This window comes from Methanolapillus africanus (assembly GCF_032714475.1).
Classification (GTDB): domain Archaea; phylum Halobacteriota; class Methanosarcinia; order Methanosarcinales; family Methanosarcinaceae; genus Methanolapillus; species Methanolapillus africanus.
The window spans coordinates 25,905-51,030 of sequence record NZ_JAWDKD010000021.1 but is presented as its reverse complement, the minus strand read 5'-3'; the positions used below and the strand labels follow the sequence as shown (position 1 = coordinate 51,030).

The window sequence follows — 25,126 nt, the reverse complement described above, 5'->3', positions numbered from 1 at the left end:
CCAACAAGACACATATTTTCTGATCCGATTTGTACCTACAGTTTGTAATTTCAGATTGCATCTGCACAACGGTATCCGTAAAATACAGATGTGATCGCATCTGATTTTACGGGGCGGTTTGCTTGAAGCGAAAAAAATCGAACCTTGTTTTCTAAAAACGCAAAATTAGAATATGTCGCCATAACGCGCGCGGGCGTGTCCGCCGCAAAAATAGAAAAAAATAGACTCCGAAGCAAAAAAAGAAAACGGATGAAGTTATTTGAATTTCTTCAAAACTTCAACCACGCGTTTATTCATTTTTTGGGTACCGATGGTGATTCGGACTGTACTTTTGCCGATCCCTTCAAAGGAATCGCAGCTGCGCACAATGATCTCATTTTTCAGCAGGAAATCCACGGCTTCCTTTGACGTTTTTGGCGATACGTCGACAATCATGAAGTTTCCGTTTGACGGATACGCTTTGTACGGCGTCTGTGCAGATATTTTTTCCATCAAAAATTGCCGTCCTTCTTTTGCCAGCTCAATGCTCTTTTCGAGATGTTTCTTGTCGGAAAGCGCGGCAACGGCGGCAGCTTCCGAGAGCGTGCTGACGGAAAACGGCGGGATAACGGAAAGCAGTTTTTGAACAATCCATTCCGGCGCGATCACATAGCCGATCCGCATGCCGGCAAGTCCGAACGCTTTTGAAAATGTCCGCCCGATGACAATGTTGTCGTATTCGCGCACCAATTTCATCAGGCTTTCCGCATCCGAAAATTCGACGTATGCTTCGTCCAGGAACAGAATGCAGTTCAGCTGCGCCAGTTCTCGAACCTCGGCTTCTGTGATGACGTTTCCGGTTGGGTTGTTCGGCGTGCAGACGTAAATGATTTTGGTTTTGTCCGTCACCGCTTCTTTTATTTTAGCAACGCTCACAGAGTAGTCTGCTTCCCGCATCACATTGACGGGAACGCCGCCCATGCCGGCGGCGGAAATGCCGTAATAGGTAAATGTCGGCACCGGAATGACGACTTCATCGCCGGGCGCCACGAATATTTTGTTCATGCCGTCGATAATGCTGTCCATGCCGGGTCCGGCCGCCATAATGTTTTCTTTCGGAAAGCCGGTATAATTGGAAAGGGAATATCTTAAATTCGACGCGTCCGCAATCGGGTAAAGAGACGCCGCAGCGGCGCTTTTTCGAATCGCTTTTTGGACTTTCTTGGATGGTCCGAGCGGGTTTTCATTCGAGTTGAGCTTGATGATTTTTTTCGGATTGAGTCCGTATTCGGCCGCCACTTGGGCGGTTGATTTTCCCGGAACATATTCGGGAACAGATTCCACGGATTTGTTCATCAAATTTTGATATTTTGGGGACATATCGGTCTGGATTTTTGAGATAAACGCAATGAGGCGTTTATCTTTGATTATTTGTTCGATTGAGATTCTTTTCTCTGATCTGTTCTGCGGTTATTGCGCCGGCTTTTTGATGGACTCGATGACTTCCACCACATGATCAATATCTTCTTTAGCGATATTGAGCGGCGGAATCAAACGAAGAACGTTTCCGGACGTGACGTTGACCAAAACGCCTTGCTTGATGGCTTCGTCCATGATGTAACTGCACTCGTGATCGAATTCAACGCCGATCAGCAATCCTTTGCCGCGGACGGCAATGACGTCGCTGCGGTTCATGGCGGACAATTTCTTCATGAGGTAGTCGCCCATCTTCGCTGCGTTGTCCATGAGATTTTCTTCTTCGATGGTTTCAATCACGGCCAGCGACGCGGCTGACGCAAGCGGGCTGCCGCCGAATGTGGTTCCGTGTTCGCCTTTTCCGAACGACAATCCTTCACGGGCCACAAAAGCGCCCATCGGAATGCCGCCGGCAATGGCTTTGGACATGGTCAAAATGTCCGGCTGAACGCCGTAGTGGTCTTTACAGAACCATTTTCCGGTGCGCCCGAATCCGGTTTGAACTTCGTCGATGATCATCAGGATGTCTTTTTTGTCGCAAATTTCACGGACTTCTTTGAAATATTCGCTCTTGGGCACCTGAACGCCGCCTTCGCCTTGAACCGGTTCTAAAATGACGGCGGCGATGGTTTTGTCGACCGCTTTTTCAATGGCGCTTGCGTCTCCGTACTCGACGAACGTGGCCGGTTTCACCATCGGGACGAACGGGTCGCGGTATTTCTGGTTCGCGGTCGTTCCCAGGGAACCGATCGTGCGTCCGTGGAAGGCGTGCAGCGTCGAAATGAAGTTGTCCTTCTTGGTGTGAATCTTCGCCAGCTTCAAGGCGCCGTCGTTGGCTTCGGCGCCGGAGTTGCAGAAGAACACGCGCGACATGCCGGAAATCTGAATGATTTTTTCCGCCAGATTCGCCTGCGGGACGTTGTAGTAGTAGTTGGAAATGTGGATGAGATTTTCCGCCTGCTCTTGAATCGCTTTGATTAATCTTTGGTTGGAGTAGCCGGTCGCGTTCACGGCAATACCGGAAACGCAGTCGATGTAGCGCTTCCCGTAAACGTCAATCAAAGTGGTTCCTTCGCCTTTCACAAAGAGAAGCGGTTTGCGGCCATATGTTTGCATCACATACTTTTCGTCTTTTTCGACGACGGATTTGTAAATTGAATCAGCATCCATGTTTTTTTCCTTCACAATTCTAACTGTATTTTTGTATAATTTTGGTTTTTAAAATGATTTTTAAATTTCATCGCTTGATTTAAACCTTATTCTCGGTTTGTTGTTTGTTGTTATTTTTGAGCCGCCGCCGCTCGGGCGGACACGGGTTGGTTTTTGTTGAACCAATAAACAATCCAATTTCGATTTTTAATCGTCGCTTTTTTGTTTCTTAAACTCTTTACCGATATTGAAAGCGCGTCCGATTTCGTCGCCGACGCCGAAATATTTCATACTGTCCGGCGCGTAAACGAGCGGCTTCATTTTCTCAAGGTCCACTTTTCCGTCGGCGTCAAGCATTTTTTCTTGAACGCAGACGTCCATGATTTCGCCGATGATCACAAAGTGGGAGCCAAGGTTCATCCGGTCTTTCAATTTGCAGGCGAGGTACATCGGAAATTCTTTGACGTACGGCGCGTTGGTTTTGCCCGCGCGGACCGGTGTGAGTCCCGCCGCAGCGAATTTGTCGGTCTCGCGGCCGCTTTCAATACCCAGATAGTCGGCATGCTTCGCATATTCCTCGGACGGAATGCAGACGGTAAATTCACGTCTTTCCATGATGTTTTCGTAGGTATAGCGTCCCGGCCGGATCGCAACAAAAATGGAAGCCGGCGCCGAGTTGGCGACGCCCGCCCAGGCGGCCGTCATCGCGTCCGCGCGTCCGGCTTTGTCGTAGGTCCCGATGACCCAGACCGGCGTCACGTGCGCGTTTGTGGAAATGCCGAGCGATTTAAAGTCATCCGGTCCGGTTGTTTTTTCCGGGGCGCAGGTTTCTGTTTGAACGTCGATGGAATGAGCTTGTGTTTGTGTTTCCGTTGTCTTTTTGGCAGGCATAATATTTTCTCCCTTTGATTTTTTGAATAACTTGTTATTTATAAATACAAGGCTGTATTAGAGTTTGAATTATTTAATGATTCTTTTCAAAAAATGAAAAAAACAGAAAAAAACGGGGTTTTTGGGTTTTTCAAAAGAATAGTTTAAATATTTTAAACGACACTTACAAATCCCTTTCTTCTTTTCACATCAAAAAAGCGCCGTTGTGGCTTAGCGGTATAGCGGCTGATTCGTAATCAGCAGGCCGGGGGTTCAAGTCCCCCCAGCGGCTTTTTTAATTTTAAAATTTAAATAAAAATTTTTAAAAATTTATAAATATTTTCTATCTTATTATTGATTGGTGTTGAAGTTGACAAATGAATTAATTTCTTATTTTATTTTCTTTGGTGGGTTTGTTTTATTATTTGAAATTTTACCGGTTGCTGTTGGCGAGGTTTATTTGTTTTTAACAAAAAGAACTATAACTTCAAATCCTATTGAAAATGAATTTTCTTTGAACTGGATTAGATGTTTTTATCTGATTTTTATTTCACTTATGATTGGTGCGTTTTCTCTCGTATCAATAGTGAATGGATCTGCGGAAAAATACAATTGGTTTTTGTATTTCTGTATTGTTTACGGTTCATATCTTTTATTTTCATATATAAGTGCCTTGAAATACCTTACAATCAAAAATCAATATAATAATATTTTGAAGTCTAATGATTTGATCATTATAAAAAATGTTGAAAAAACAGATTCTTTTTTCTTGCTTGCTTATCGCTTAACACTCTGTTTAAGTCTATTCTTTGCGATTTTTGGTCTTGTCATAAAAGCTTATCTTATTTTGATAAATGATAGTCCTTATGCACCAGAAGATGTTGTTTTTGAATTTAGTTGGATGATGGACTTTCTACTGGTGGCAGCAACAATAATTTATGTTGCCTTTACAGGTTTTATGTTTTATCAAAATTCACAATCATTAAAGGATTCAAAGGAACAATTTGAATTTCAGAAGCAACAGATGATTACGCAGCAGAAGCAAATAGATCAACAGATAGAATTTCAAAGAAAAGATATTCAAGAACAAAATATTAGATCTGATATCGATTTTATGACTTCTCAACTAAATAAATTTTATTGGCCTATTTATCAATACGTTGATACTATTTTCAACTTTATCTCATCTTCTTATGAGGAACAAGCTAAGAAAAGTTATCAGAATAAAGTTATTAAATGTGCAAACAAACTTAGTGAATCAGTAGCTAAATATGCTTATTTAGACTCAGAATTAGTCATTTTAGATGTTGAAAAATCACTTTCTATCTTTCAGAAATACTTTGCGTCGTTCCTAAAAAAACATGGTACATTAGATTTAGTCAATGAAAGGCTTCAAAAAGCTAAAGGTAAAGAGGAAGTTTATGTTGTTGATGAAAGTTTTAATGAAGACGAATTGAAAGATTATTGTCTTTTGGAGCTAAGGCAAATTAGGCAAAAAATAATAAATGATACAGGAAAGATCAATCTAAGAATTATAGAAAAACGGGATGAACTAAAGAAAATACGTGAATAATTTGTGATTCTTCATGCCCCTCTTTGAAATGATAAAATACCACAGCAAGAAATATCCGGAAGATATTTCACTTTTAGCGGAAGAGATAGCTTGTCATTTCGACGTCAATAAAATAAATCCAAAAATGCCTTATTCTCTTCATACCGAATACAGTTATTTCAAACGGGAATTCAAAAATCCTCACCTTTTCAAATACAAAACAATCACAGACGCCAATAAAAAAGGCGTTCCGATGCTTTGGTACAGTGAAAAGTGGGCTGAAGAATTTTCTTATTTTATCATGGATATGGTGAATCAATATCAGCCGCCAAAATATATTGAAATCCATCCGCCTTTTTCAGATTATACGCCGTCAATGAGCGATTTCATTGACAAATATTCTGTTTTTGAAGATTTAATTCTTGAAAAGTATCCGCAAACTCAAATATTAATTGAAAACAGAAGCGGTTCTACTTACAAAGGTGGAACTTTCATTTTGTCAGCAGCAGATAGTTTTTTGGAATTATCCGATCTCATTTCTTCAAATAAATTGAAGTTGAGGATTACGTTTGATGTTCCTCAACTTTGCACCGCTCATGATATTGATACAATGAATGGGCAAACTGAACTTTTGGAAACATTATTTAGCGACATAATGAACTGTCGTGAGTCTATTTCCGGTGTTCATCTTTGGGGAAAAAAGATTTCTGAATCCGGCAGCAAAACACCGCATATCGGGGATTTGAACACATATTTCAACAACAATTGCGAATGCAAAGAAAAGTTTCTTTCTGATTTGCATAACTTGTTTGATGATGAAGTTATTCGGAATATGGTTCTGGAAGTCAACAGCGGCAATGATGACATGATTTCCATCATCAATGATTTGAAAAAAGCAGGTTTTAGATTTATTTAACCGATTACAATAGCTTTCTTCCGGCTTCTAATTGTTCAAGTGCATTGACACGAAATCGGCCAATCGTTAAATCTTCATTTTCAAATTCTTCTAATGCTTTTTTTAGTTTCTCGCTGTCAACAATTATGACATCTGTGATTGATGATGTTGGCATTTCCAGTACCTCTTTATTTTTTACAACAACTTTCTTCCGGCTTCAAGCAATTCGTGAACATTTACCGGTTCCCAATCCATTGTGAATTTTTCATCTTCAAATTCTCTCAGAGCTTTTTGTAGCTATTCGCTATCTACAATGATCAAATCAGTAATTGATGACGTTGCCATTTTTACACCTCGGAATCTAAAATCAGGTAACTGAAAAAAAGAGTGTTCAAATATTATATTAATGTTATCTCTGCAGGTGTAATTTTTAAAAATAAAATAAATCTTCAGAGGAACTTTCCGTTCCTCCGAATCTCAATTTAAGCAACTCCATAAATCCTGACTTCAGGTTCCTTCCCCCAAAGTCCCTTCAACCCGACAAATACATCGTTTTGAAACATGGCGCTGGAAAGGTAAGCCGTCGCGTTTTCAACGCTGTCGAATCCGTGAAGCACTTGAACGTCTTCATTCCGAACAAGCAATTCTTTGGTCAAAGCGCCTTTGATTTCTTTCAAAAACGGTCCTTTGTATGTGGTGTAAACTTTTGCAGCAGCCGGGCGGTTTGCAGCGCCGATATCCATTGTAATTTCTAAATAGGCTTTCACTTGCATTTTGAGTTCTCCTTTTACTTTTATTTGATTTTGTTTTTTGACAAATCTTTGTCAAATCCAAAAATCACTGAAAAATATAAAAGGCAAGCAGAAACCTCATTGTTAGCTAGGATACCTGAAAGTTACTGTCTCCGTCGGTTCCGTTGTTTTACAAATGATAAGGGCGGCAGCTTTGACAATCCGAACATTTCGGATTGTTTCTTTTATCGTCTTCAAGCCCCCAACGCCGGATTTCCGCGAAAATCTTAAAAATGCTGACGCCCATTTCCGATAACGAATATTCCACATGCGGCGGGATTTCCGGGAAAACTTCGCGGATGATCATGCCGTCGGATTCCATTTCACGCAGCTGCTGCGTCAACACTTTTGTGCTGATGGCGGGAATACTTTCTTTTAATTGATTGTAACGGACAGGGCCTTGAGATAACTCTTTGAGGATCAGAAGTTTCCATTTGCCGTTAATCAAGGACAGCGTCGTTTCCACCGGACATCTGTTTTCCATTTTCTCCATTTCTTTTCTCCTTTTCTTTGGATTGTTTGTTTACTTTTGAATCTTAGTTTCAAAAAGAAATTAATGTCCGATTTGATTTATATTTGTATGTTGCCGGCAGAATAGATTTTCAAAAACATACAATTATATAAAAATAAATGGATATAATTTGACATGACGAGAATTCAAACAAATCCACAAGTTGACGACTATATCGGCAAAATTCAAAGATGGCAAGACGAAACAAGAGCATTGAGGAAAATCATTCTCGACTGCGGGCTGACTGAAGAATTAAAGTGGGGGAAACCTTGCTACACGGCGGATGGAAGAAATATCGTTCTGATTCAGGGATTTAAAGAATATTTTGCGCTTCTGTTTTTCAAAGGATATTTGCTCAGCGATCCCGATCAAATTCTTGTTAAAATGGGGGACAACACGCGCGTTGGCCGCCAAATGCGGTTTGCAAATGTTTCTGAAATTGTTGAAAAAGAGCCGGTTCTGAAAGCTTACATTTTGGAAGCGGTTGATGTGGAAAAAGCCGGATTGAAATGATCGTTTGAATGAGTTGTTTGAAATAATTTTTTGAAATGATAAATTGATGAAATAATGAAATGAACCATCTGAAAATTTGTCATAGAAACATTTATTAAAATTAAATTATTAAAATACGTTAGATATAATTTAGATTGATTTTCTCTGATCATTTTATTCAAATTTAGAATTTGACACGGAGGTTCCCATGTCCCTATTTGACCATGTCTTCGTTACGCTGAAAGGGTACAAAAAATCCTATCTGAAAAATGATATTGTTGCGGGTATTGTGGTGGCCGCCCTCACAATTCCGGTGGCCATGGGTTACGCCCAGGTGGCGGGACTCCCGGCCATTTACGGTCTTTACGCCGCGATTTTACCGATGATTGGCTATGCGGTTTTTGCCACGTCCAAACAAGTGATTTTTGAAGCCGATTCTGCGGCCAGCGCCATTACCGGGTCCGTTGTCGTCAGTCTCGGCGTCGCGCTTGGGTCGCCCGAAGCCATGGCGATCATTCCCGTTTTAACGTTTTTTACCGCCGTCTTCCTGCTTCTGTTCGGTATTTTAAAAGCCGGGCGGTTTGCCAATTATATTTCAACGCCGGTCGTCAGCGGATTTCTTTCCGGTATCGCGCTGTCCGTGATTCTCGGGCAAATTCCAAAAGCGATGGGAATTTCATCCGTGGACGGCGGCGTTCTCGCCAAGGTGTTGGGCATTATCACGGAAATCCCGTCGTTGAACATTTACGCTTTTTTGCTGGCGGCCGGTACATTTTTGGCTGTTTATCTCGGTAAGAAATTTCTCAAAAAAGTGCCCATGGCACTGGTTGCTTTGGTCATCGGAACGGCCGTCACTTATTTCTTCGGCTTGGATCAAAAGGGCGTGACAATCGTCGGCTCCATTCCGAAAGGTCTTCCGTCTCTGATCATTCCGGACTTTGCAAGCTTCCCAAATATATCGATGGGCGTTTTGTCAGGACTCATTATCGCCATCGTGATTTTGTCGGATTCGCTCATGACCGCCAAAAGTTTCGCCATGAAAAACAGGTACAAACTCGATGAAAACCGCGAAGTTTTCGCCTTTTCCGCCGGCAACTTCCTGTCCGCCATTTCCGGAACGGTCCCCGTTTGTACCAGCACGTCCTGTACGGCGTCCAACGACCAGTATCACGGGAAAACGCAAATGGTTTCCCTGGTCTGCGCCGGCGTTATCGCGCTCATTGTTGCTTTCTTCAGCGGCCTGCTTTATTATATGCCGCAGCCCGTGCTTTCCGGCATTATCATTGCCGCCGTTGTCGGCATCGTGGACGCCAAATTGGCGCACGTTCTTTTTAAAGACAACCGGGATGAATTTTGGATTTGGATCATCTCTCTCATCGGCGTTTTGTTCGTCGGCGTCTTGTTCGGCGTTTTGGTCGGCGTCATCTTGTCGTTTGCCGACGTCATCCGCGGCATCGCCACGCCCAAGCAATCTTATTTGGGAAAAGTCGACGGACAGCCCGGATTTTATGATTTGGCTTCAAACAAAGACGCTAAACCGGTGGACGGATTCCTGATTTACAGATTCGGCGCCCGCCTGTTCTTCGGCAACATTGAAATTTTCACCAAAGGCATCGAAAGCGCGCTGTCCAGTAAACCGAAAGCCGTGATCGTCGACGCCTCCGGCATCAACAACATCGACGTGACGGCCGGCGATTCGCTGAAATTTTTGATCAAAACGTTACAAGATAACGGCATCGACTTCTATTTCGCACGCATCCGTCCGGATGTGGAACAAGATCTCCGAAGCAACGAACTGGATGAACTGATTGAAAGCGGCCACACGAAACGGACGATTGAAGAAGCCATTTTGGCAGCTGAAAAAGATTAACGATTTGTTTTTCTTTTTCTCTTTTTTCTCTTTCTTTTTTTCTTTCTTATTTTCTTTCTTTTCTTTTTCCATTTTTTTTCTTTTTCCTGTGCTGCCACCCGCGCGCGTTATCGCGTTCATTTTTCATAAAGTCCGGCGGCAAATTTTGCCGCCGTTTTTCAGGATTATTTTTCAAAAAATATCCGCTCATTTTTTCATCTTTAAAATCCGTATGCAAATCACGATTTTATAGGCAATCTTTATATACGTTCAAACCCTTTTTTTACCGTTCAAACATACATTTGACATCTTTAATTTATCCTCAAAATAAAACGCCGATTGACATCGATTATTCCCTGTTGTGTTTCGATTTTTTGAAAATCAATTTTTTAGAAAAAAGAATCGCGTTTTTATGATTTGTCATTTCAAATTAAAAATCATCGTACGTTTACGTTTTCATTCATCAGTATTTTATTTCACAAATATTTGTTATTGAACATAATTTCATTTTATTCATAATCTTAAATATCATTTAAAAATCAGGAATTTATATGACTGACGAGAAAAAATACGACGGAAGCAACATTCAGGTCCTGGAAGGCTTAGAAGCCGTCCGCAAAAGACCCAGCATGTACATCGGCAGCACCGATGCACGCGGTCTCCATCATTTGGTTTATGAAGTGGTGGACAACAGTATTGACGAAGCGCTGGCCGGTTATTGTAAAAATATCCGAATGACCATCGAAGAAGACGGAAGCATTACTGAGGTCGATGACGGCCGCGGCATTCCGGTCGACAACCAGCCCAAATACAACAAGTCTGCGCTGGAAGTCGTTTTAACCATTCTTCACGCCGGCGGAAAATTCGACAAAGACACGTACAAAGTGTCGGGTGGCCTGCACGGCGTCGGTGTTTCCGTCGTCAACGCGCTGTCCGAATGGCTGATTGCAGAAGTCCGCCGCGACGGCAAAGTTTACCGCCAAACATTCGCTTACGGCATCCCGACATCCGGCGTCGAAGTGGTCGGCGAATCCGATCACACCGGCACCACCATCAAGTTCATGCCGGACAAAACCATTTTTGAGACCGTTGATTTCAAGTATGATATTTTATTGAACCGGCTGCGCGAACTGGCGTTTTTAAACAAAGGCATTCACATCGTCACCGAAGACAAACGGGTTCGGGCAAATGAAGACGAGTTAGAATTGGAATTGGCCAGCATTTCGGAAGCCGATTCCGGTGAAGATGATTTGGAAGGATTCGAATTCACCGATGAAGATGAAAACGGCGACGGCACCGCCACCGCCGGCGGCAAAAAATCCAAAAAACAATCCGCTATTCCGCAGCATGATGTTTCCAAAGACAAGACGCACGACTTATTTTATGAAGGCGGTATCATCGAGTTTGTCAAATATTTAAACCGCGGCAAAGCCGTTCTTCATGAAAATCCGATTTATTTTGAAAAACAAAAAGACGGTATCGATGTTGAAATTTCGATGCAGTATACGGAAAATTACAACTCAAACGTCTATTCGTTCGCGAACAACATCAACACCACCGAAGGCGGCACCCACATGGTCGGATTCAAATCCGCACTCACCCGCGCCGCCAACACTTACATCCAAAAGAACGGTCTTGAGAAAGACGGTTCCGGACTCAGCGGTGAAGATATTCGGGAAGGACTGACCGCCATTATCAGCGTCAAGCTCTTGGAACCGCAATTCGAAGGCCAAACCAAAACAAAACTCGGCAACAGTGAAGTGAAAGGCATTGTCGATTCCCTCGTTTCCGACGGCTTGTCCGAATTCTTTGAGGAAAATCCGAAAGTGGCCGTCGCGATCTTTGAAAAAGCACTGCTCGCCAAAAAGGCGCGCGAAGCCGCCAAAAAAGCCCGCGAACTCACGCGCCGGAAAAGCGCGCTGGAAGTCAGCACGCTTCCCGGAAAACTGGCCGACTGCTCCGAAAAAGACGCCAGCCTCTGCGAACTCTATCTCGTCGAAGGAGACTCTGCCGGCGGCTCCGCCAAACAAGGACGTAACCGTGCGTTCCAAGCCGTTTTGCCGTTCCGCGGTAAAATCCTCAACGTGGAAAAAACCCGAATGGACAAGGCGCTTAAAAACAACGAAATTGCGTCTCTGATTACCGCTCTTGGCGCCGGTCTCGGCGAAGAAATGGATCTTGAACGGCTTCGTTACCACAAAGTCGTCATCATGACCGATGCCGATGTTGACGGCGCGCACATCCGCACCTTAATTTTGACATTCTTCTTCCGGTACATGCCGGATTTGGTGACGGCGGGACACGTTTACATCGCGCAGCCGCCGCTTTACAAAATCAAGAAAGGAAAAGCGGAATATTATGTTTATTCCGACAAACAAATGAAAGCGAAAGTCGCGGAAATCGGCGACAAAGGCGTGACCATTCAGCGGTACAAAGGTCTTGGAGAAATGAATCCGGAACAGCTGTGGTCCACCACCATGAACCCGGAAACCCGGACTTTGCTTCAGGTCACGATCGAAGACGCGATTGCCGCCGATGAAATCTTTACGATTTTGATGGGCGACGAAGTGCTGCCGAGAAAAATGTTCATTCAGGAACACGCCAAAGAAGTGGTGAATTTGGATATCTGAGGTGAGAAAAATGGATGAAAAAGCACAACAACCTACTTTAGACGAATACGTCCGCCGCTCACAGCTCCCCGATGACGACGTCGAGCATATCGAAGAAAAATCCGCTGAGGAATTATACGCGATGAGAAATGAAGATTCCAAAACCGCAATGGTCGGAACCGGAAACAGCGGGGAAGGTGACGGAAATAACGGTGGAAATAATGACGATGGAAACAATGACGGTGGAAATAATGACGGCGGCGATGATGACAACGACGGCGTTTTCCTCGGCGAAGACGAAGAACGCGTTGCCGTTCGTCCGGTTTTCATCAGCGATGAGATGAAAAACTCTTACATTCAATACGCCATGAGCGTCATTGTCGGTCGCGCGCTTCCGGACGCCCGGGACGGTCTCAAACCGGTTCACCGCCGCATTCTCTTTTCGATGAATGAAACCGGCATTACGTCGGACAAGCCGTACAGAAAATCCGCGCGTGTCGTCGGAGACGTGCTCGGTAAATACCACCCGCACGGCGATTCGTCCGTTTACGACGCGATCGTCCGCATGGTTCAGGAATTTTCATTGCGCTACCCGTTGATTGACGGTCAGGGTAACTTCGGATCGATTGACGGCGACTCTGCAGCCGCCATGCGTTATACCGAAGTCCGAATGGACAAAATTTCAGCGGAAATGCTGGACGATATCGATAAGGATACCGTTGATTTCCGCCCCAACTACGATGAATCTCTCAAAGAGCCGTCGGTGCTGCCGGCCAAGCTTCCGAGTTTACTGGTGAACGGATCGACCGGTATTGCCGTCGGTATGGCCACCAACATGCCGCCCCACAACTTATCTGAAGTTGTGGACGCGACGGTGATGCTGATTGACAATCCTGACGCTGAAGCGCCGGAACTGATGACGGTCCTCAAAGGTCCGGACTTCCCGACCGGCGCCCACATTTTAGGCAACGAGGGCGCGATTTCGGCTTACAAAACCGGCCGCGGCAGCGTTCGGATTCAAGCGGTTTCCCACATTGAGGAAATGAAAAACGACCGCCAGAAAATCGTCATTACGGAATTGCCGTATCAAGTGAACAAAGCCCGGCTGATTGAAAATATTGCTGAGTTGGTCCGCGACAAAAAAGTTGTCGGGATTTCCGATATGCGCGATGAGTCTGACCGCGACGGTATTCGTGTCGTTTTAGAACTGTCCCGCGGGACCAATGCGGATGTTCTCTTGAACCAGCTTTACAAACACACGCAACTGCAAACCAGCTTCGGTATCATCAATTTGGCGATTGTTGACGGCGTCCCGCGTGTGATGGGACTGCGCCAGCTGCTGAAAGTTTATCTCAAACACAGGATGGAAGTCATTCAGCGCCGGACGATCTACGATTTAAAGGTAGCTCGGGAACGCGAACACATTCTCAATGGTTTGAAAATCGCGATTGACAACATTGATGAAGTCATTGAACTCATTAAGGCGTCCAACGACGCTCAAATCGCCCGTGAAGGATTAGTCAGCCGTTACGGTCTCGATGACATCCAAGCCAAAGCCATTTTGGAAATGCGCCTTCAGCGCTTGACCGGTCTTGAAATTCAAAAGATTTTGGATGAACTCGATGAGCTGCGCCAAAAGATTCTGGATTTGGGCAAGATCATTGAAAGCGACGAGATAAAATACGGCATCATCCGCGCCGAGCTTTTGGACATCAAAGAAAAATTCGGCGATGAACGCCGTTCCAAGATTATTCACGGCGGTTTTGACGTCGATAACGAAGATTTGATTCAGCGCGAAGACGTCGTCATCACGATGACGAACCACGGCTACATTAAACGGATTCCGCTGAGCACTTATTCCCGGCAAAACCGTGGTGGTAAAGGTATTATCGGTATGGAAACCAAAGAAGAAGACATTGTGGAAAACCTGTTCGTTTCATCAACGCACAACTACATTCTCTTTTTCACGAACAAAGGACGCGTTTATTGGAAGAAAGGCTATGAGATTCCGGAAGGAAGCCGCACCTCCAAAGGCAAATCCATTGTCAACTTCCTGGATTTGAAAGAAAACGAGTTCGTGACCGCCAACATTCCGGTCGCAAAGTTCACCGACGACCAATATTTGATGATGGCGACCAAGGAAGGCATTGTCAAGAAGACGCCGCTTTCGGATTTCAGTAATCCGAGAAAGACCGGCATTATCGCAACGACATTGGCGGCCAACGACGAGTTGGTGAACGTGGTGTTGACGACCGGCAAAGACGACATTGTGATGGTATCGCGCGCCGGCAAGTCGGTCCGCTTCTTTGAAGAAGAAGTGCGTCCGATGGGACGGTCCGCCCGCGGTGTGATCGGTATGCGCCTGTCCAAAGAAAACGACGCGATCGTTTGCATGGACGTCGTCAATCCGGAAGAAGCGCTTCTCACGATTACGGAAAACGGCTACGGAAAAATCAGCAGCTTTGAAGAATACGCGACCAAACACCGCGGTATTCAGGGCGTGATGACGATTGTGACCAACCAAAGAAACGGTCCGGTCGTCGCCGTGAAGTCGGTCGGCAAAGACGATGAACTCATCATCACCAGCGCGGAAGGCATTGTCATCCGCGTCGGCGCGGGAACGATTCGGGAGCAGGGCAGAAACACCCAAGGCGTTCGGATTATGAAGCTCAGCGACGGCGATAAAGTGGTCGGCATGGCGTGCGTCAAGCCGGCGACAAAAGAAGACGGCGAAGAAGAAGCGTCCGTTTCAACAGAAAATGGATCTGAAACAGAACCTGTTGCCGTTGTTGAAATTTTTGACGACGAAGACTCTGATTTTTCAATCGCCGACGATGAAGAAGAAATGATGGATAATTGAGGAGGCTTCTTCTCAATTCCTTTTTTATTTTTCTTTTTTGGCGGGCGGCGCCGCGCGCGTTATGGCGATACTTTTTCTTTTTGCGTTTTCGAAATCGAGGGGTTATTTTATTTTGATATCAAGCAAACCATCCCGTAACATCAACCGAAAAATTCCGTCGCTTCGCTAGGAATTTTTCAGGGGGGGTGGGAATCAGTTTCCGTAAGTTCGCTTCGCGAACGGCTCCCTTCGGTCGCTTAAAAATTGGGTTGGCTTGTTCCAATTCAACAAGCAAACCATCCCGCAAAATCAGACGCTTTGCGTCTGTATTTTGCGGATACCATATGCAGATACAATTTGAATCGGAACCGTAAGGTGCAAATCAGAACAAGAAACAGGTGTATTGTTGGAAACAGCAGATGCAATCTGAATTTAAAAATAGTTAACTGTAGGTGCAATCTGAATTCTGCAAATCTGTTCCGTTATTTCTGTCACTACATCTTATTTTTAGAGTAATCCGCCAAGTTCAGTCCGCCTCACGCCTTCGGCGCTCAGCGTTCTGAACTTGCGGGTTCACTTTGGGAATAATTACTGTGTTTCATACAGTCTCCACACACGTTTTCTATATTCATCATTCATAGCCTGCGTTCCCATTTTTTCGTCCGCCCGGCCACGCGCGCGTTATAGCGACACATTTTTGCCGACTCGACCAAAACCGTTCCCTCATTTTCTTGATTTGCCACTCTGTAACGAAATTATATAACAAAATTTATATCATTTTGCAGATATTTTTCTTTATTTCTTTATTCTGTTATCGTCATCATTTTTTCGGGAATCATTATGGTCGACTTATCCACACTTCGTTTCGGAAACGAACTCTTGGCGCGCGGTTTTGAAAAATTGGGGAAATGCGGCGTCATCTGCGACGTCAGCACGCCCGATCAAGCCCAGCTGGCCGAAGAGTGCGGTGCGGCCGCCGTCATGGTCACGGATTCGCTGTCCGTCGACTCTCGCGCCCGAAGCGGCGTTATGCGAATGGCCAACGTGGAAACCATTGAAGCAATTTTGACGTCGGTCTCCATTCCGGTGATGGGCAAAGTCCGTGTCGGCCATTTCGTGGAAGCCGAAATTTTACAAGCGCTCGGCATCGCCATGATTGACGAGTCCGAAGCCTTGTCGCCGGCAAGCCTTGATTCCGTGATTGACAAAACCAAATTCAATGTGCCGTTCATTACCGGCGCGACTAATTTGGGCGAAGCGCTTCGTTCGGTGTCGACCGGCACGATGATGATCCGGGTTTCCGGACAAGTCGGCAGCGGAAACATTGCAGGAACGGTTCAAAGCCAAATTCAAATCTTGAAACGATTGGCTGAGCTTTTGGAAAAATCGGACGAGGAGCGCGCGGAGTACGCCAAAACCAAGAAGATTTCCGAGGATTTGCTCGCGCAAGCGATTGAAATGAAACGCCTGCCTGTTCTCAATTATGCCGCCGGCGGCATTGCAACGCCCGCGGACGCTGCGCTGATGATGAAACTCGGCTGTGACGGCGTTTTCGTCGGCTCCGGCATTTTTAAAGCGGAACATCCGGAATTGATGGGCAAAGCCATCGTTGAAGCCGTTAAAAATTATGACAAACCGGACGTTCTCGCGAAGATTTCAAAAGGAATCGGCAGTGGTATGCGTGGTGCGGAAGCCACCACGGATACGAAAAAATAATGGCGCCGGCATCGCGCGCGTTATGGCGTCAGGTTTTAAAAATCGATAAAAATATGGGCTGCTTTTTTAAATCAAAAGCATCAGGATCATTTTTCCGAAATAAGGATCCAAATAATGCGTAAAATTCTTTAAAACAAAGATCGCTGCCAGTATCACGATGATAATTTTGGTTGACAAAAAGATCGCCCAGTAAATCGGGGCGACTTTGACTTTTTTTCCTTTGACGCGCATCGTTGGCATGATTGATTCCTGAAATTAAATTTGGTTATTGGATTTGAATCATTGCTTTAATCATATAATCTTTTGGATTACTATCCTCTTAATTAAAAATCATTCATCTCTTTGTTTTGATAATATTCTCTTATTTCATAATACTTCATCCCAATTAATATTTCAGGATTATACAACATTTTCAAAGCTAAAGTATCTGTGGCAGATAACCCTGAAACAGGTTCACCATTTTGATTAATAATACTAGAATTGTTATAATAATGGCCATAAAAGCCAACCATATGAAAAATTTCGTGTAAAACAACGCTGTTTTTATAATCTTGGTCAATATCAGATTCAATAATTATGATTGCTTGGGTTATTTCTCCGTTTTCTGAAAAGTGATGGCATATGCCTTTGTCAACGTCTTCTGTGTTATATTTTTCCTGATATTTGGGTAAAGTCTCTTTTGTTGCATAAATTAAAAGGACATTTTCATCTTTATTGACAATTTTCATTCCCGGAAATCCATCTATTTTATTGAATTCCTTTATTATATTATTTAAAAATTTAATATCTTCTTTTGTGGGGTCGCCTTCATATTTTATTTTAATTGGCGTGACCCATTTTTCAATGCTCCGAACTTTAGATAGTTGTGTTTCGTAAATGAAATTCATCCCATCTGGAAAACTCAACAAAGTTTCATCTTTATTTAGAACTTGAAAATTGCTGTCGGATTTGAAATGATCTGTAATGTTTTCTTGCAAATAAATTATGGACACAAACCCCAGAACAACTATGGAAATTAGTACTAAAATAAACATTTTTTTAAAATGTCTTTTTTGTTTAATTGTTTCATCTCCTTCATTTTTAAGTGAAGAAATATGCCCAAAATTTTCTGAAGCCTTTTTGGATAAAATAGAATACAAAAACTAAAACACCTGCTCCGATTGCAGGCGGTATTGATATTAACAAAACATCCAGTAAATTAAGATTTGGCATAAAAATGCGTTCATCAAGGACAAAGAATAAGGAAGGTATGACAAAATACGGTACGTGTGCAATGCTTCTGTGCGTAGGGATCTTTGACTTGTAACAATAAGCATAAGCCAAATAAAGAGATAAGAGAATTGGAAATATTATCAAAATTGGTGTCTCGATGTTCATCAGCCTTCCCATATCCTTATTGATAATGGCGACTACCAAAATAATCGCAATCGCTGATATTAAAAAAGTTATTAACAGTTTATCCTTCATATGAGTTGATTTTTTTGAAATCAAAAACGTAACGTTAATCATAATGAAATAAAGGAGAGTAAATAAAATAACAATTGGTTCCAGAGTAAAATAAGGAGCTACCCCTTCAAGGGGAACAATATGTTGTGGTGGTTGTATGAGGGAGAGCAGATATACCAAATCCATAAAATCCAGTAAATAAAGGCAACCTGTTGAAAATAAAATACAATATAAGACATCCTTTATTTTGTAATCAAAATAAGACCTAAAAATGAAGTAAAACAATAATGGAAGCACAATTAATAAAATAAATGGATAGAATGCTGAAAAATTTGTTTGTGTCCATGTATGAAACAAAAAGATGGGGATGAAAAAAAACAAACATTCCATCAAAACGTAAAAAGTATCTTTTTTTAATTCTTCTTTTAATTTTGAAAAAGATATTTCTTTGAAAATGTTATCATCCCCTAAAATAAAAATAAGAGTTGAATCACTCTTAATTTTAATTGAATTTAAATATTATTCTTTTTTAAATTCGTGCATTTCCATAATTTATTACACCTATTAGATAACGTTGGCCTTCATCAATACAGAAAGCTGTGGCATAATATGCAGAAGAATTGTTTTTGAGTGTATTTGCATTAAGAGATGCCGACCATATTGTATCCGCATAACTATATGAATACATTGATAAATTTTCAAGAGAACGCTCAACATTGACGACACTATATCCACTTCTCACATCTTTTGCAAATTTGCTGAAATTTTTGGAATTGGGGGAGGAAGTGTTATACCAATTATCTCCGACATAACTCTCATAAGTAAAATGCGGAGCAGAATCGTTAAATTTGAATTCAATTGTTTGAGTTACGGCATATTTAGTGTGCAGTGGCGTACTAAGATCTGCCACATAATGTGTAGCATTTCCCAACTTATTGAACTTTTGTTCTGTTGTAAGTGGATTAATTATCGAATTGAATGAGAGATTACCTTCTGTAGCAGATATAGCTCCTCCGAAACCCGTAGCAGGACAATAGTAGTGTTTGTAGTTATGCTCATATGCATCTGTTAAGGGACCAATAAAGGGTATATCTAAAAGTGGAGGAGCATAATCCGGCCAAGAAGCATTGGCGGAGATATAAGAACTGGCATTCGATGCATTTATACCTGGTCTTGATAAATCATTTGCTCTATCACATGCCCATGCAGTCATATCTTTATGAATATTACTCGGACTTGAAGATGGCCAATTGGAGACTTTAATGTCTTCTTTGTTTGGTGAAATGACAATCCAGAGAATTTGTTGCAATATCAATTCATCTTCTTCTGAAAAATCCTTCATCAAAAGTTCTTTATTTTCAACTGTAATATATGTAACGAGTCCGGTGTTAATATATTTTGTCGGATACTTTTCGTCAAAGTTCTTTAAATAAGATTGCATCTCTTCTTTTGAATACAATTTTTTATCAGAATCTTTGGAATCAATGGCAGGACTCATATCAAGATTTTCAGCTGAATTAATTTTTTCTTCAATTATCTTTTTTGTTTCAGGGGTTGCAGCAAAGATCCATGCTTCAGGTGTTAAATTGAATAAATCATCATCTATGAAAATTAGATTTATACCTTCAGCTTCAGCATCAACACCTTGTTTTTTTAACCAAATGCTAAATGCAGAGAATGATTCAAGTGTGCCATCTGAAACACTAAAATCTTTTAATATTTCCTTTCTTAAGTAATCAGGGTTATCCATAATCTTATCATAATCAACATAACTTGTCGATTTCTCTATCGGTGCACAAAACACCGGAGTTGTCAATGAAATTAACATTGCAACTAATAAAATGGTCGTTAAGAATTTTTTAAACATATTTATTTCTCCTGTTCACGAAAACTCTCCTGTTTACGAAATTATGTGGCTTAATAATTTAAGCCATAAAATTACATTATTTATATATTACTTATAATTTTTTAAAAAGATTATTATAAAATAAATCAATAAATATTTAAAAAATATTACAATAGTAAATTAAATTAAACAGCCACCAATTCAGATTATCAAATATTGTGAGCGTCTCATACTCTTTTTAAAGAATTAGGGCCAGTATTTGTCTTTATTTCGTTAGAAAAATAGAATAAAAATAGATTTTCATCTGATCTGAAGTTGAAATATCGAAAAATATCTTTATTGATCTTCAAAACACTTCTATAATAAAATCGGAAAGACAGATAAATGTGTCTTAATTAGAATAAAATGAGAGTTAAAGTGCGGGGGAAGGGAGTCGAACCCCTGAACGCCTACGCGAATAGATCTTGAGTCTATCACCGTTGACCACTTGGTTACCCCCGCAAATGAAAAGGTTTGTTTTAGAAAAGGCAACCCAATTGCAGGTTAAAAACCGATTTTTAATATAAATAAGTTATGATGGACAACCATATTTTTTGAATTTTTTCGCTTCTTTTGGGTTGTTTACATCAAAAACTGAATGATGAAATACACGAATCCGGCAATCAAGCCGCCGATAATGGTTGAAACCAAGTTCACACTGCTGTTTGTCAAAATACCTTTCTTTTGAAGCGTCGCACCGAGAATGCTGTCGATGTTGGTTCCCAAAAATCCGCCGGCAATGGCAACCAACAGGGCAATCGGCAGCGAGTCGATCATGCCGAAAAAGAATGCCATGAGGCCGATAATAATGGATCCAAGCAGTGCCGCACATTCTCCGAGAAGGCTCACACCGCCGTCTTGTCCGGGTTTGGCGCGTTTCAGCGTTGTAATCATAAACGTCGGGCCCTTGGCGGTCGTTCCGATCTCGCTCGCCATCGTATCGCCGGTGGCGGTCGCAACCGTGCCGACGTACGCGAACACAATCGGAATGGAAAGCCAGGAATAATCAGTGTACTGGGTGGAAATGCCGTACAGGACGGCGAGAATCATCGCGAAAATGCTGTTTGCGAAAACGTTTTCATAACTGCGGATGCCGTTTTTGGATTCGGCGAGACCGATGGAGGCTTTGTATTTGATTTTGTATTTCGTAAAGCCGCCGCCGAGAATGAAAAATGCGACGAGAAGAATGTACCATTCGATGCCGCTGAAAAGGATAATCAGAATTCCGAGGACGGCCGCGCTGAACAATGCCGACAGGTCGGCGATTTTGTAGCGGTAGGCCAGGAATGCCAGAATGATCGAAAATCCGGCGGCGATGAGGGTTTGGTTCCACGGCGTTTGGTAGCCGAACAAATAAAGAAGCCAGATCGACAGCGTCGACCCCAAAAAGACGGAAATGTTTTTGTCCGTGCCGGACGGGATGGATTCAAAAAGGCTGCCGATAAAGGCGCCGATGAGCGAAATGAAAAACAATTGGTTCAACAAGTCAGGCGCCAGCATCCAGTTTTCAGTTCCGGTGCCGCCGGTCATGTAAATGATCCACCAGCCGGTCAAAAAGGCGGCGGCGGTTCGAAGAACGACGAGGACAAATTCATGGACGAGGGATGCGTTTTGAAACGACGCGATGTCATCTAAATTGTCGGCCAGCGTCACTTTGTGGGTGACGGAATACAGCGAATAGGAACTGAAAACCATCACGGCGAATCCTTGGAACAGGATGTAATTTTCAAACGCGAAGTTGAAATAGTTGAGCAGCGCCGCTGCCAAAAAGGCAAACGTCAAAACGATGATGACGGATTGAAAGTCGCTGCGGATTTTTTTGACTTTTTCTTCATCGGTCAAACCGAAGGCTTTGGAAATGAATTCCATGATTGGGGTCAGTGATAAAACCGAGAGCAAGACAAATAAGAGAACAAAAGTTCCCATGCTCAAAAACGGCGCCAAAAAAATAATGAAAATGCTGAGCGCATATTTGGTCAAATAGAATAGCTTGCATGCGGCAACGTCGCTGTTGGATTTTGCGTTTGCTTCACTCATATTTTGACCTGAAAATTTGTTATTTGAATTAATTTTTATGATTATAATAAGATATTCAGATTCCGTTTTTCCTATTTATATTGTTGCCACGATTTTTTGGCGGCGGGCGGGTCGCGCGCGTTACGGCGACACATTTTCTTTTGCGTTTTTGAAATCCGCGGGTCATTTTTATTTTGATGCTATGAAAGCCACCCGAACACTTTTTGAAGATGCCAAGCAAGCAGATGCAGTACAATTTACAGCAACAGGAAGATACAGTAAAATTTACGGTAACAGCTGACAGGTACTATTATTCAGATTTAATTTTCTAATTTGCAGTTTGCATCTGCCGGTTACGAATTTATAGTTTAGATTGCACCGACTGTTTCTATTTCCAACTTGCATCTAACGTTCAGTGAAATCCGCAAAATACAAACGCTATCGCGTTTGATTTTGCGGGTTGGTTTGCTTGAATTCCTAATAAAAACAGACCAAAAAAATCAAAAATAATCAAAAAATAAACCAAAAATAATCAAAAAATAAACCAAAAAACAAACAAAAAACAGACCCAAAAATAAACCAAAAAATAAAATAGAAACATTCCATTCTTTCAGCAGATCACTATGAGCGAATCAGATTTGCAAAAAATGCCCAACATCGGCAAAGTCGCTGCCGGAAAATTAGTTGAAGCCGGGATTGAAACGCCGGAAGAATTTCGGAAACTCGGAAGCCAACGCGCTTTTTTAGAACTTCGTCTGAGAGATCCGACCGTATGCTTGAGCATGCTTTACGGATTGGAAGGCGCTGTTGAGGGCGTTCGCTGGCATGCTTTGAGTGATGAAAAAAAGAAGCAACTGAAAGATTTCTATAAATCGCTTGAATGAAAAGAGTCATGAACGTACAAATGAAGTCTTTCGACTCCACTTGATTTTTAGTTCATATTTTGTTTTATTTTTGTTTATATTTTTAAAAAAGAGGATTATTGGAATTGTCGTTTCATTCATCTTGAAATAAATGAAATGGGCTGTCTTTGGCTGTTTTTATTTTTCAAAAACGGTTGCAGCTTTGCGTTTGTATTGAATAAAATGATCGCTATAACGCGCGCGTGGCTGCCGCTAAAGTAAAAATAAAGGCGAGAAATGTGGGACGAAAAAATGAATAAAATAGAACTCGAAAATATAAATTAAATTAAAAAAATGATTATAAAAAAGGAAAGCCTTGAGCGGGAATTGAACCCGCGACCTCTTCCTTACCAAGGAAGTGCTATACCGCTAAGCCATCAAGGCAGTTAAACAACAATGTTAGAAACGTTTGCTTCGGAAAGCAGACTCCAAAAAGGAATACCTCAAATATTAATCTTTTGGTGATTTTTCAATTCCGGTGTCTTTAATTGGTCAAAATGAATCCTTTTGAAAAACAAATGAATCAGTCATTTGTTTTTCATTCTTTTTTATTTATTATATCTTTATTATTTTGAATTAATCTTCGCCGCTGACATCTTTTTTAGCGTTTTTCACGCGGTCTTTGGAGGTGTAGCCGGTTCCTTTGTCCAAAAAGTTTCTGAAGCGTTTGTTGGTGTCTAAAACCATCTCGTCGCTGACGCCGGCGTTGTCCGAAACGGTGTCGACGCACATTTTTTTGTTGTCGATCCAAACGGTAATTTTCTTCAAAGCGCCGTAGGACGTCACCAATTTCTTGTCTTCCTCTTTGATTTCGGTGCCGAAGCATTCGGCGAGTAAGGTTCTCAAGCGTTCGATGTCCGGCGTAAATCCGCGTTTTAATTTGTATTCTTGCATAAAATTTCCCCAATGAGTCAAAGTGTTGACTCCCATTTGTTCTCTTTCATAAATATAGTTTTCCAAAAATCAAAAACAAAATGAAAAGGTTCAATCTGCCTTTAAAAATGTTTCGATTTTGTCAAAATCGGAACGTATATGAACATCGCCCTTCTGTTTTTTGTTGCTCCTTGTCGTATGTTGTATCGTATTTGACGGTTTCCGTTTGTCTTTTGTTTTGGCCCGCTCTCATTTCCTTGGTTTTGTCTTTGCCGTTGAGAAAATAAGTCATCCGTTTCATAAAATTAATTCCAATAGGAGCAAAGAGTATGTACAAAAATCGAGATTTTCTCAAATTTATCCGTCTTTTTTTGCTGTCAGTCGTTTGTATCAGCTGTGTATTTTTCATACCGGTCTGTGCGGCAGATGGCGAAAATGTGGTTCTGGATTCCGTTTCGCCGCTCAAACTTGACATTCATTTGGACGCCGCCGGCAAGTCAAACGATTCGGTTTCAAAGACCGTTTATATCCGAAATACCGGAAATACGCCGTTGAATTATGTTTTTTATTTGGACCAATCCAAGAAAACAGGTGTTCTGTCATCTTTTTCGCTTTCCGAATCGTCTGCAACGCTGGAACCCGGACAAAGTCATTCACTGACGGTTTCCGTTAAATCGAGTTCTGTCAAATCGGAAACAGATTTTTCGGGCGTGAAGCTGAAAATCGTTCGAAATCCGGAATCAGCGACGCCGGTCGGATATATTGTTCCGATTCAGGTGACCGTTTCCGGTGAAAGCGATGACAATCAAACCGGTAATAGTTCCGGCAGCGGCGGTTCCGGTCAAAGTGGGCGGAATGCAAGCAACACGAGCAACACAAGCAAAATAAACAACACAACCGACAAAAACGGTACAAACAGCGTCAATTCAAGTCAAAAGAACGGAATAAACGAAACAAACAGAACAAACAAAACGGATGCTGCAACCGGTTATGAATCAACAGAATCGGATTCAAATTCAAACGATTCAAAAAAAGATCTATTGGATCCGGTTCAGTATTTCAAAAGACCGATTTTGATTATTTTGGTTTCATTTTGTGTGACCTTTTTGGTATCGATTTGCTTTTTCCTGATTATTTCTCGGAGGCCCGGAATGAAAAAATAAATTCGGACGCTGGCGGAATGCACACAATACTGAAAATAAATCTCAGCAACTGATTCCGAATTCCAATCTTTCAGTTGATGGTATCCGATTAAACAGACGCGAAACGCGTCTGT

General features: G+C 42.2%; 22 protein-coding genes and 3 tRNA genes. 11 read left to right on the top strand and 14 right to left on the bottom strand.

Annotation, left to right across the window (positions count from 1 at the left end; translation table 11 throughout):
• Window positions 1-255: 255 nt before the first annotated feature.
• From hisC to MsAg5_RS07640, 3 genes are all read right to left on the bottom strand, one after another.
• Window positions 256-1,335, bottom strand: a complete 1,080-nt coding sequence (gene hisC / locus MsAg5_RS07650; protein WP_338100171.1) for a histidinol-phosphate transaminase — start codon at window positions 1,333-1,335, stop codon at window positions 256-258.
• Window positions 1,336-1,449: 114 nt separating this feature from the next.
• Complete coding sequence (locus MsAg5_RS07645; protein ID WP_338100034.1) at window positions 1,450-2,625, bottom strand: acetylornithine transaminase; 1,176 nt, start codon at window positions 2,623-2,625, stop codon at window positions 1,450-1,452.
• A gap of 186 nt (window positions 2,626-2,811) precedes the next feature.
• The gene (locus MsAg5_RS07640; protein WP_338100033.1) at window positions 2,812-3,495 is read right to left on the bottom strand and encodes a flavin reductase family protein; all 684 of its coding nucleotides are present in this window, start codon (window positions 3,493-3,495) and stop codon (window positions 2,812-2,814) included.
• Window positions 3,496-3,694: 199 nt separating this feature from the next.
• Here MsAg5_RS07640 and MsAg5_RS07635 point away from each other — a divergent pair.
• The 3 genes from MsAg5_RS07635 to MsAg5_RS07625 all read left to right on the top strand — a co-directional run bounded on the left by MsAg5_RS07635 (window position 3,695) and on the right by MsAg5_RS07625 (window position 5,942).
• Window positions 3,695-3,766, top strand: a tRNA-Thr gene (locus tag MsAg5_RS07635).
• A gap of 78 nt (window positions 3,767-3,844) precedes the next feature.
• Window positions 3,845-5,047, top strand: a complete 1,203-nt coding sequence (locus MsAg5_RS07630; RefSeq protein WP_338100032.1) for a hypothetical protein — start codon at window positions 3,845-3,847, stop codon at window positions 5,045-5,047.
• 280 nt (window positions 5,048-5,327) lie between these two features.
• Window positions 5,328-5,942: a hypothetical protein gene (locus MsAg5_RS07625; RefSeq protein WP_338100031.1), complete on the top strand. Its 615-nt coding sequence runs from the start codon at window positions 5,328-5,330 to the stop codon at window positions 5,940-5,942.
• A 4-nt stretch (window positions 5,943-5,946) separates the two neighbouring features.
• On the opposite strand, the gene MsAg5_RS07620 is transcribed toward MsAg5_RS07625, so the two are convergent.
• The 3 genes from MsAg5_RS07620 to MsAg5_RS07610 all read right to left on the bottom strand — a co-directional run bounded on the left by MsAg5_RS07620 (window position 5,947) and on the right by MsAg5_RS07610 (window position 7,205).
• Entirely contained in the window at window positions 5,947-6,096 is a 150-nt protein-coding gene (locus MsAg5_RS07620; protein WP_338100030.1) for a hypothetical protein, read from the bottom strand.
• 307 nt (window positions 6,097-6,403) lie between these two features.
• Window positions 6,404-6,694 (bottom strand): hypothetical protein, encoded by a 291-nt coding sequence (locus MsAg5_RS07615; RefSeq protein ID WP_338100029.1) that lies wholly within the window; start codon window positions 6,692-6,694, stop codon window positions 6,404-6,406.
• Window positions 6,695-6,842: 148 nt separating this feature from the next.
• Window positions 6,843-7,205 (bottom strand): winged helix-turn-helix transcriptional regulator, encoded by a 363-nt coding sequence (locus tag MsAg5_RS07610; RefSeq protein ID WP_338100028.1) that lies wholly within the window; start codon window positions 7,203-7,205, stop codon window positions 6,843-6,845.
• Window positions 7,206-7,358: 153 nt separating this feature from the next.
• On the opposite strand from MsAg5_RS07610, the gene MsAg5_RS07605 reads away from it, so the two are divergent.
• The 5 genes from MsAg5_RS07605 to MsAg5_RS07585 all read left to right on the top strand — a co-directional run bounded on the left by MsAg5_RS07605 (window position 7,359) and on the right by MsAg5_RS07585 (window position 16,728).
• Window positions 7,359-7,736, top strand: coding sequence for a DUF1801 domain-containing protein (locus tag MsAg5_RS07605; RefSeq protein ID WP_338100027.1), 378 nt, complete (start codon window positions 7,359-7,361; stop codon window positions 7,734-7,736).
• Between the two features lie 187 nt (window positions 7,737-7,923).
• A complete protein-coding gene (locus MsAg5_RS07600) occupies window positions 7,924-9,585 on the top strand; it encodes a SulP family inorganic anion transporter (protein ID WP_338100026.1) in 1,662 nt (553 codons plus the stop codon).
• A gap of 530 nt (window positions 9,586-10,115) precedes the next feature.
• Complete coding sequence (gene gyrB, locus MsAg5_RS07595; protein WP_338100025.1) at window positions 10,116-12,194, top strand: DNA topoisomerase (ATP-hydrolyzing) subunit B; 2,079 nt, start codon at window positions 10,116-10,118, stop codon at window positions 12,192-12,194.
• Window positions 12,195-12,204: 10 nt separating this feature from the next.
• Window positions 12,205-15,033, top strand: coding sequence for a DNA gyrase subunit A (gyrA, locus tag MsAg5_RS07590; protein WP_338100024.1), 2,829 nt, complete (start codon window positions 12,205-12,207; stop codon window positions 15,031-15,033).
• 819 nt (window positions 15,034-15,852) lie between these two features.
• Complete coding sequence (locus MsAg5_RS07585; protein WP_338100023.1) at window positions 15,853-16,728, top strand: beta/alpha barrel domain-containing protein; 876 nt, start codon at window positions 15,853-15,855, stop codon at window positions 16,726-16,728.
• A gap of 66 nt (window positions 16,729-16,794) precedes the next feature.
• Here the strand turns inward: MsAg5_RS07585 and MsAg5_RS07580 are convergent, their stop codons facing one another.
• From MsAg5_RS07580 to MsAg5_RS07555, 6 genes are all read right to left on the bottom strand, one after another.
• On the bottom strand, window positions 16,795-16,968 hold the full coding sequence (locus tag MsAg5_RS07580; RefSeq protein ID WP_338100022.1) for a hypothetical protein: 174 nt from the start codon (window positions 16,966-16,968) through the stop codon (window positions 16,795-16,797).
• Between the two features lie 83 nt (window positions 16,969-17,051).
• Window positions 17,052-17,867 carry a DUF2927 domain-containing protein gene (locus MsAg5_RS07575; protein WP_338100021.1) on the bottom strand — a complete coding sequence of 272 codons (816 nt, stop codon included), beginning with the start codon at window positions 17,865-17,867 and terminating at the stop codon, window positions 17,052-17,054.
• Window positions 17,809-18,564, bottom strand: coding sequence for a hypothetical protein (locus MsAg5_RS07570; protein ID WP_338100020.1), 756 nt, complete (start codon window positions 18,562-18,564; stop codon window positions 17,809-17,811). The genes MsAg5_RS07575 and MsAg5_RS07570 overlap by 59 nt, the downstream gene beginning before the upstream one ends.
• Window positions 18,565-18,703: 139 nt before the next feature.
• Window positions 18,704-20,041 (bottom strand): phospholipase C/P1 nuclease family protein, encoded by a 1,338-nt coding sequence (locus tag MsAg5_RS07565; RefSeq protein WP_338100019.1) that lies wholly within the window; start codon window positions 20,039-20,041, stop codon window positions 18,704-18,706.
• Window positions 20,042-20,438: 397 nt separating this feature from the next.
• A tRNA-Leu gene (locus MsAg5_RS07560) sits at window positions 20,439-20,521 on the bottom strand.
• A 120-nt stretch (window positions 20,522-20,641) separates the two neighbouring features.
• Window positions 20,642-22,096: a TIGR00297 family protein gene (locus MsAg5_RS07555; protein ID WP_338100018.1), complete on the bottom strand. Its 1,455-nt coding sequence runs from the start codon at window positions 22,094-22,096 to the stop codon at window positions 20,642-20,644.
• Window positions 22,097-22,133: 37 nt separating this feature from the next.
• Between MsAg5_RS07555 and MsAg5_RS07550 the strand changes: the two genes are divergently transcribed.
• Together MsAg5_RS07550 and MsAg5_RS07545 are read left to right on the top strand one after the other, a co-directional pair.
• Complete coding sequence (locus MsAg5_RS07550; RefSeq protein ID WP_338100017.1) at window positions 22,134-22,376, top strand: hypothetical protein; 243 nt, start codon at window positions 22,134-22,136, stop codon at window positions 22,374-22,376.
• A 322-nt stretch (window positions 22,377-22,698) separates the two neighbouring features.
• A complete protein-coding gene (locus tag MsAg5_RS07545; protein ID WP_338100016.1) occupies window positions 22,699-22,959 on the top strand; it encodes a TfoX/Sxy family protein in 261 nt (86 codons plus the stop codon).
• 330 nt (window positions 22,960-23,289) lie between these two features.
• On the opposite strand, the gene MsAg5_RS07540 is transcribed toward MsAg5_RS07545, so the two are convergent.
• Window positions 23,290-23,361, bottom strand: a tRNA-Thr gene (locus MsAg5_RS07540).
• Between the two features lie 192 nt (window positions 23,362-23,553).
• On the bottom strand, window positions 23,554-23,871 hold the full coding sequence (locus MsAg5_RS07535) for a DUF5611 family protein (protein ID WP_338100015.1): 318 nt from the start codon (window positions 23,869-23,871) through the stop codon (window positions 23,554-23,556).
• A 308-nt stretch (window positions 23,872-24,179) separates the two neighbouring features.
• Between MsAg5_RS07535 and MsAg5_RS07530 the strand changes: the two genes are divergently transcribed.
• The gene (locus tag MsAg5_RS07530) at window positions 24,180-25,013 is read left to right on the top strand and encodes an Ig-like domain-containing protein (protein ID WP_338100014.1); all 834 of its coding nucleotides are present in this window, start codon (window positions 24,180-24,182) and stop codon (window positions 25,011-25,013) included.
• Window positions 25,014-25,126 lie beyond the last annotated feature (113 nt).

Coding starts and splice junctions, on each gene's coding strand:
- hisC (WP_338100171.1), bottom strand. CDS start 1,335: ATGAACAAATCCGTGGAATCTGTTCCCGAATATGTTCCGGGAAAATCA.
- MsAg5_RS07645 (WP_338100034.1), bottom strand. CDS start 2,625: ATGGATGCTGATTCAATTTACAAATCCGTCGTCGAAAAAGACGAAAAG.
- MsAg5_RS07640 (WP_338100033.1), bottom strand. CDS start 3,495: ATGCCTGCCAAAAAGACAACGGAAACACAAACACAAGCTCATTCCATC.
- MsAg5_RS07625 (WP_338100031.1), top strand. CDS start 5,328: ATGGATATGGTGAATCAATATCAGCCGCCAAAATATATTGAAATCCAT.
- MsAg5_RS07620 (WP_338100030.1), bottom strand. CDS start 6,096: ATGCCAACATCATCAATCACAGATGTCATAATTGTTGACAGCGAGAAA.
- MsAg5_RS07615 (WP_338100029.1), bottom strand. CDS start 6,694: ATGCAAGTGAAAGCCTATTTAGAAATTACAATGGATATCGGCGCTGCA.
- MsAg5_RS07610 (WP_338100028.1), bottom strand. CDS start 7,205: ATGGAGAAAATGGAAAACAGATGTCCGGTGGAAACGACGCTGTCCTTG.
- MsAg5_RS07605 (WP_338100027.1), top strand. CDS start 7,359: ATGACGAGAATTCAAACAAATCCACAAGTTGACGACTATATCGGCAAA.
- MsAg5_RS07600 (WP_338100026.1), top strand. CDS start 7,924: ATGTCCCTATTTGACCATGTCTTCGTTACGCTGAAAGGGTACAAAAAA.
- gyrB (WP_338100025.1), top strand. CDS start 10,116: ATGACTGACGAGAAAAAATACGACGGAAGCAACATTCAGGTCCTGGAA.
- gyrA (WP_338100024.1), top strand. CDS start 12,205: ATGGATGAAAAAGCACAACAACCTACTTTAGACGAATACGTCCGCCGC.
- MsAg5_RS07585 (WP_338100023.1), top strand. CDS start 15,853: ATGGTCGACTTATCCACACTTCGTTTCGGAAACGAACTCTTGGCGCGC.
- MsAg5_RS07580 (WP_338100022.1), bottom strand. CDS start 16,968: ATGCCAACGATGCGCGTCAAAGGAAAAAAAGTCAAAGTCGCCCCGATT.
- MsAg5_RS07570 (WP_338100020.1), bottom strand. CDS start 18,564: ATGGAATGTTTGTTTTTTTTCATCCCCATCTTTTTGTTTCATACATGG.
- MsAg5_RS07565 (WP_338100019.1), bottom strand. CDS start 20,041: ATGTTTAAAAAATTCTTAACGACCATTTTATTAGTTGCAATGTTAATT.
- MsAg5_RS07555 (WP_338100018.1), bottom strand. CDS start 22,096: ATGAGTGAAGCAAACGCAAAATCCAACAGCGACGTTGCCGCATGCAAG.
- MsAg5_RS07550 (WP_338100017.1), top strand. CDS start 22,134: ATGATTATAATAAGATATTCAGATTCCGTTTTTCCTATTTATATTGTT.
- MsAg5_RS07545 (WP_338100016.1), top strand. CDS start 22,699: ATGAGCGAATCAGATTTGCAAAAAATGCCCAACATCGGCAAAGTCGCT.
- MsAg5_RS07535 (WP_338100015.1), bottom strand. CDS start 23,871: ATGCAAGAATACAAATTAAAACGCGGATTTACGCCGGACATCGAACGC.
- MsAg5_RS07530 (WP_338100014.1), top strand. CDS start 24,180: ATGTACAAAAATCGAGATTTTCTCAAATTTATCCGTCTTTTTTTGCTG.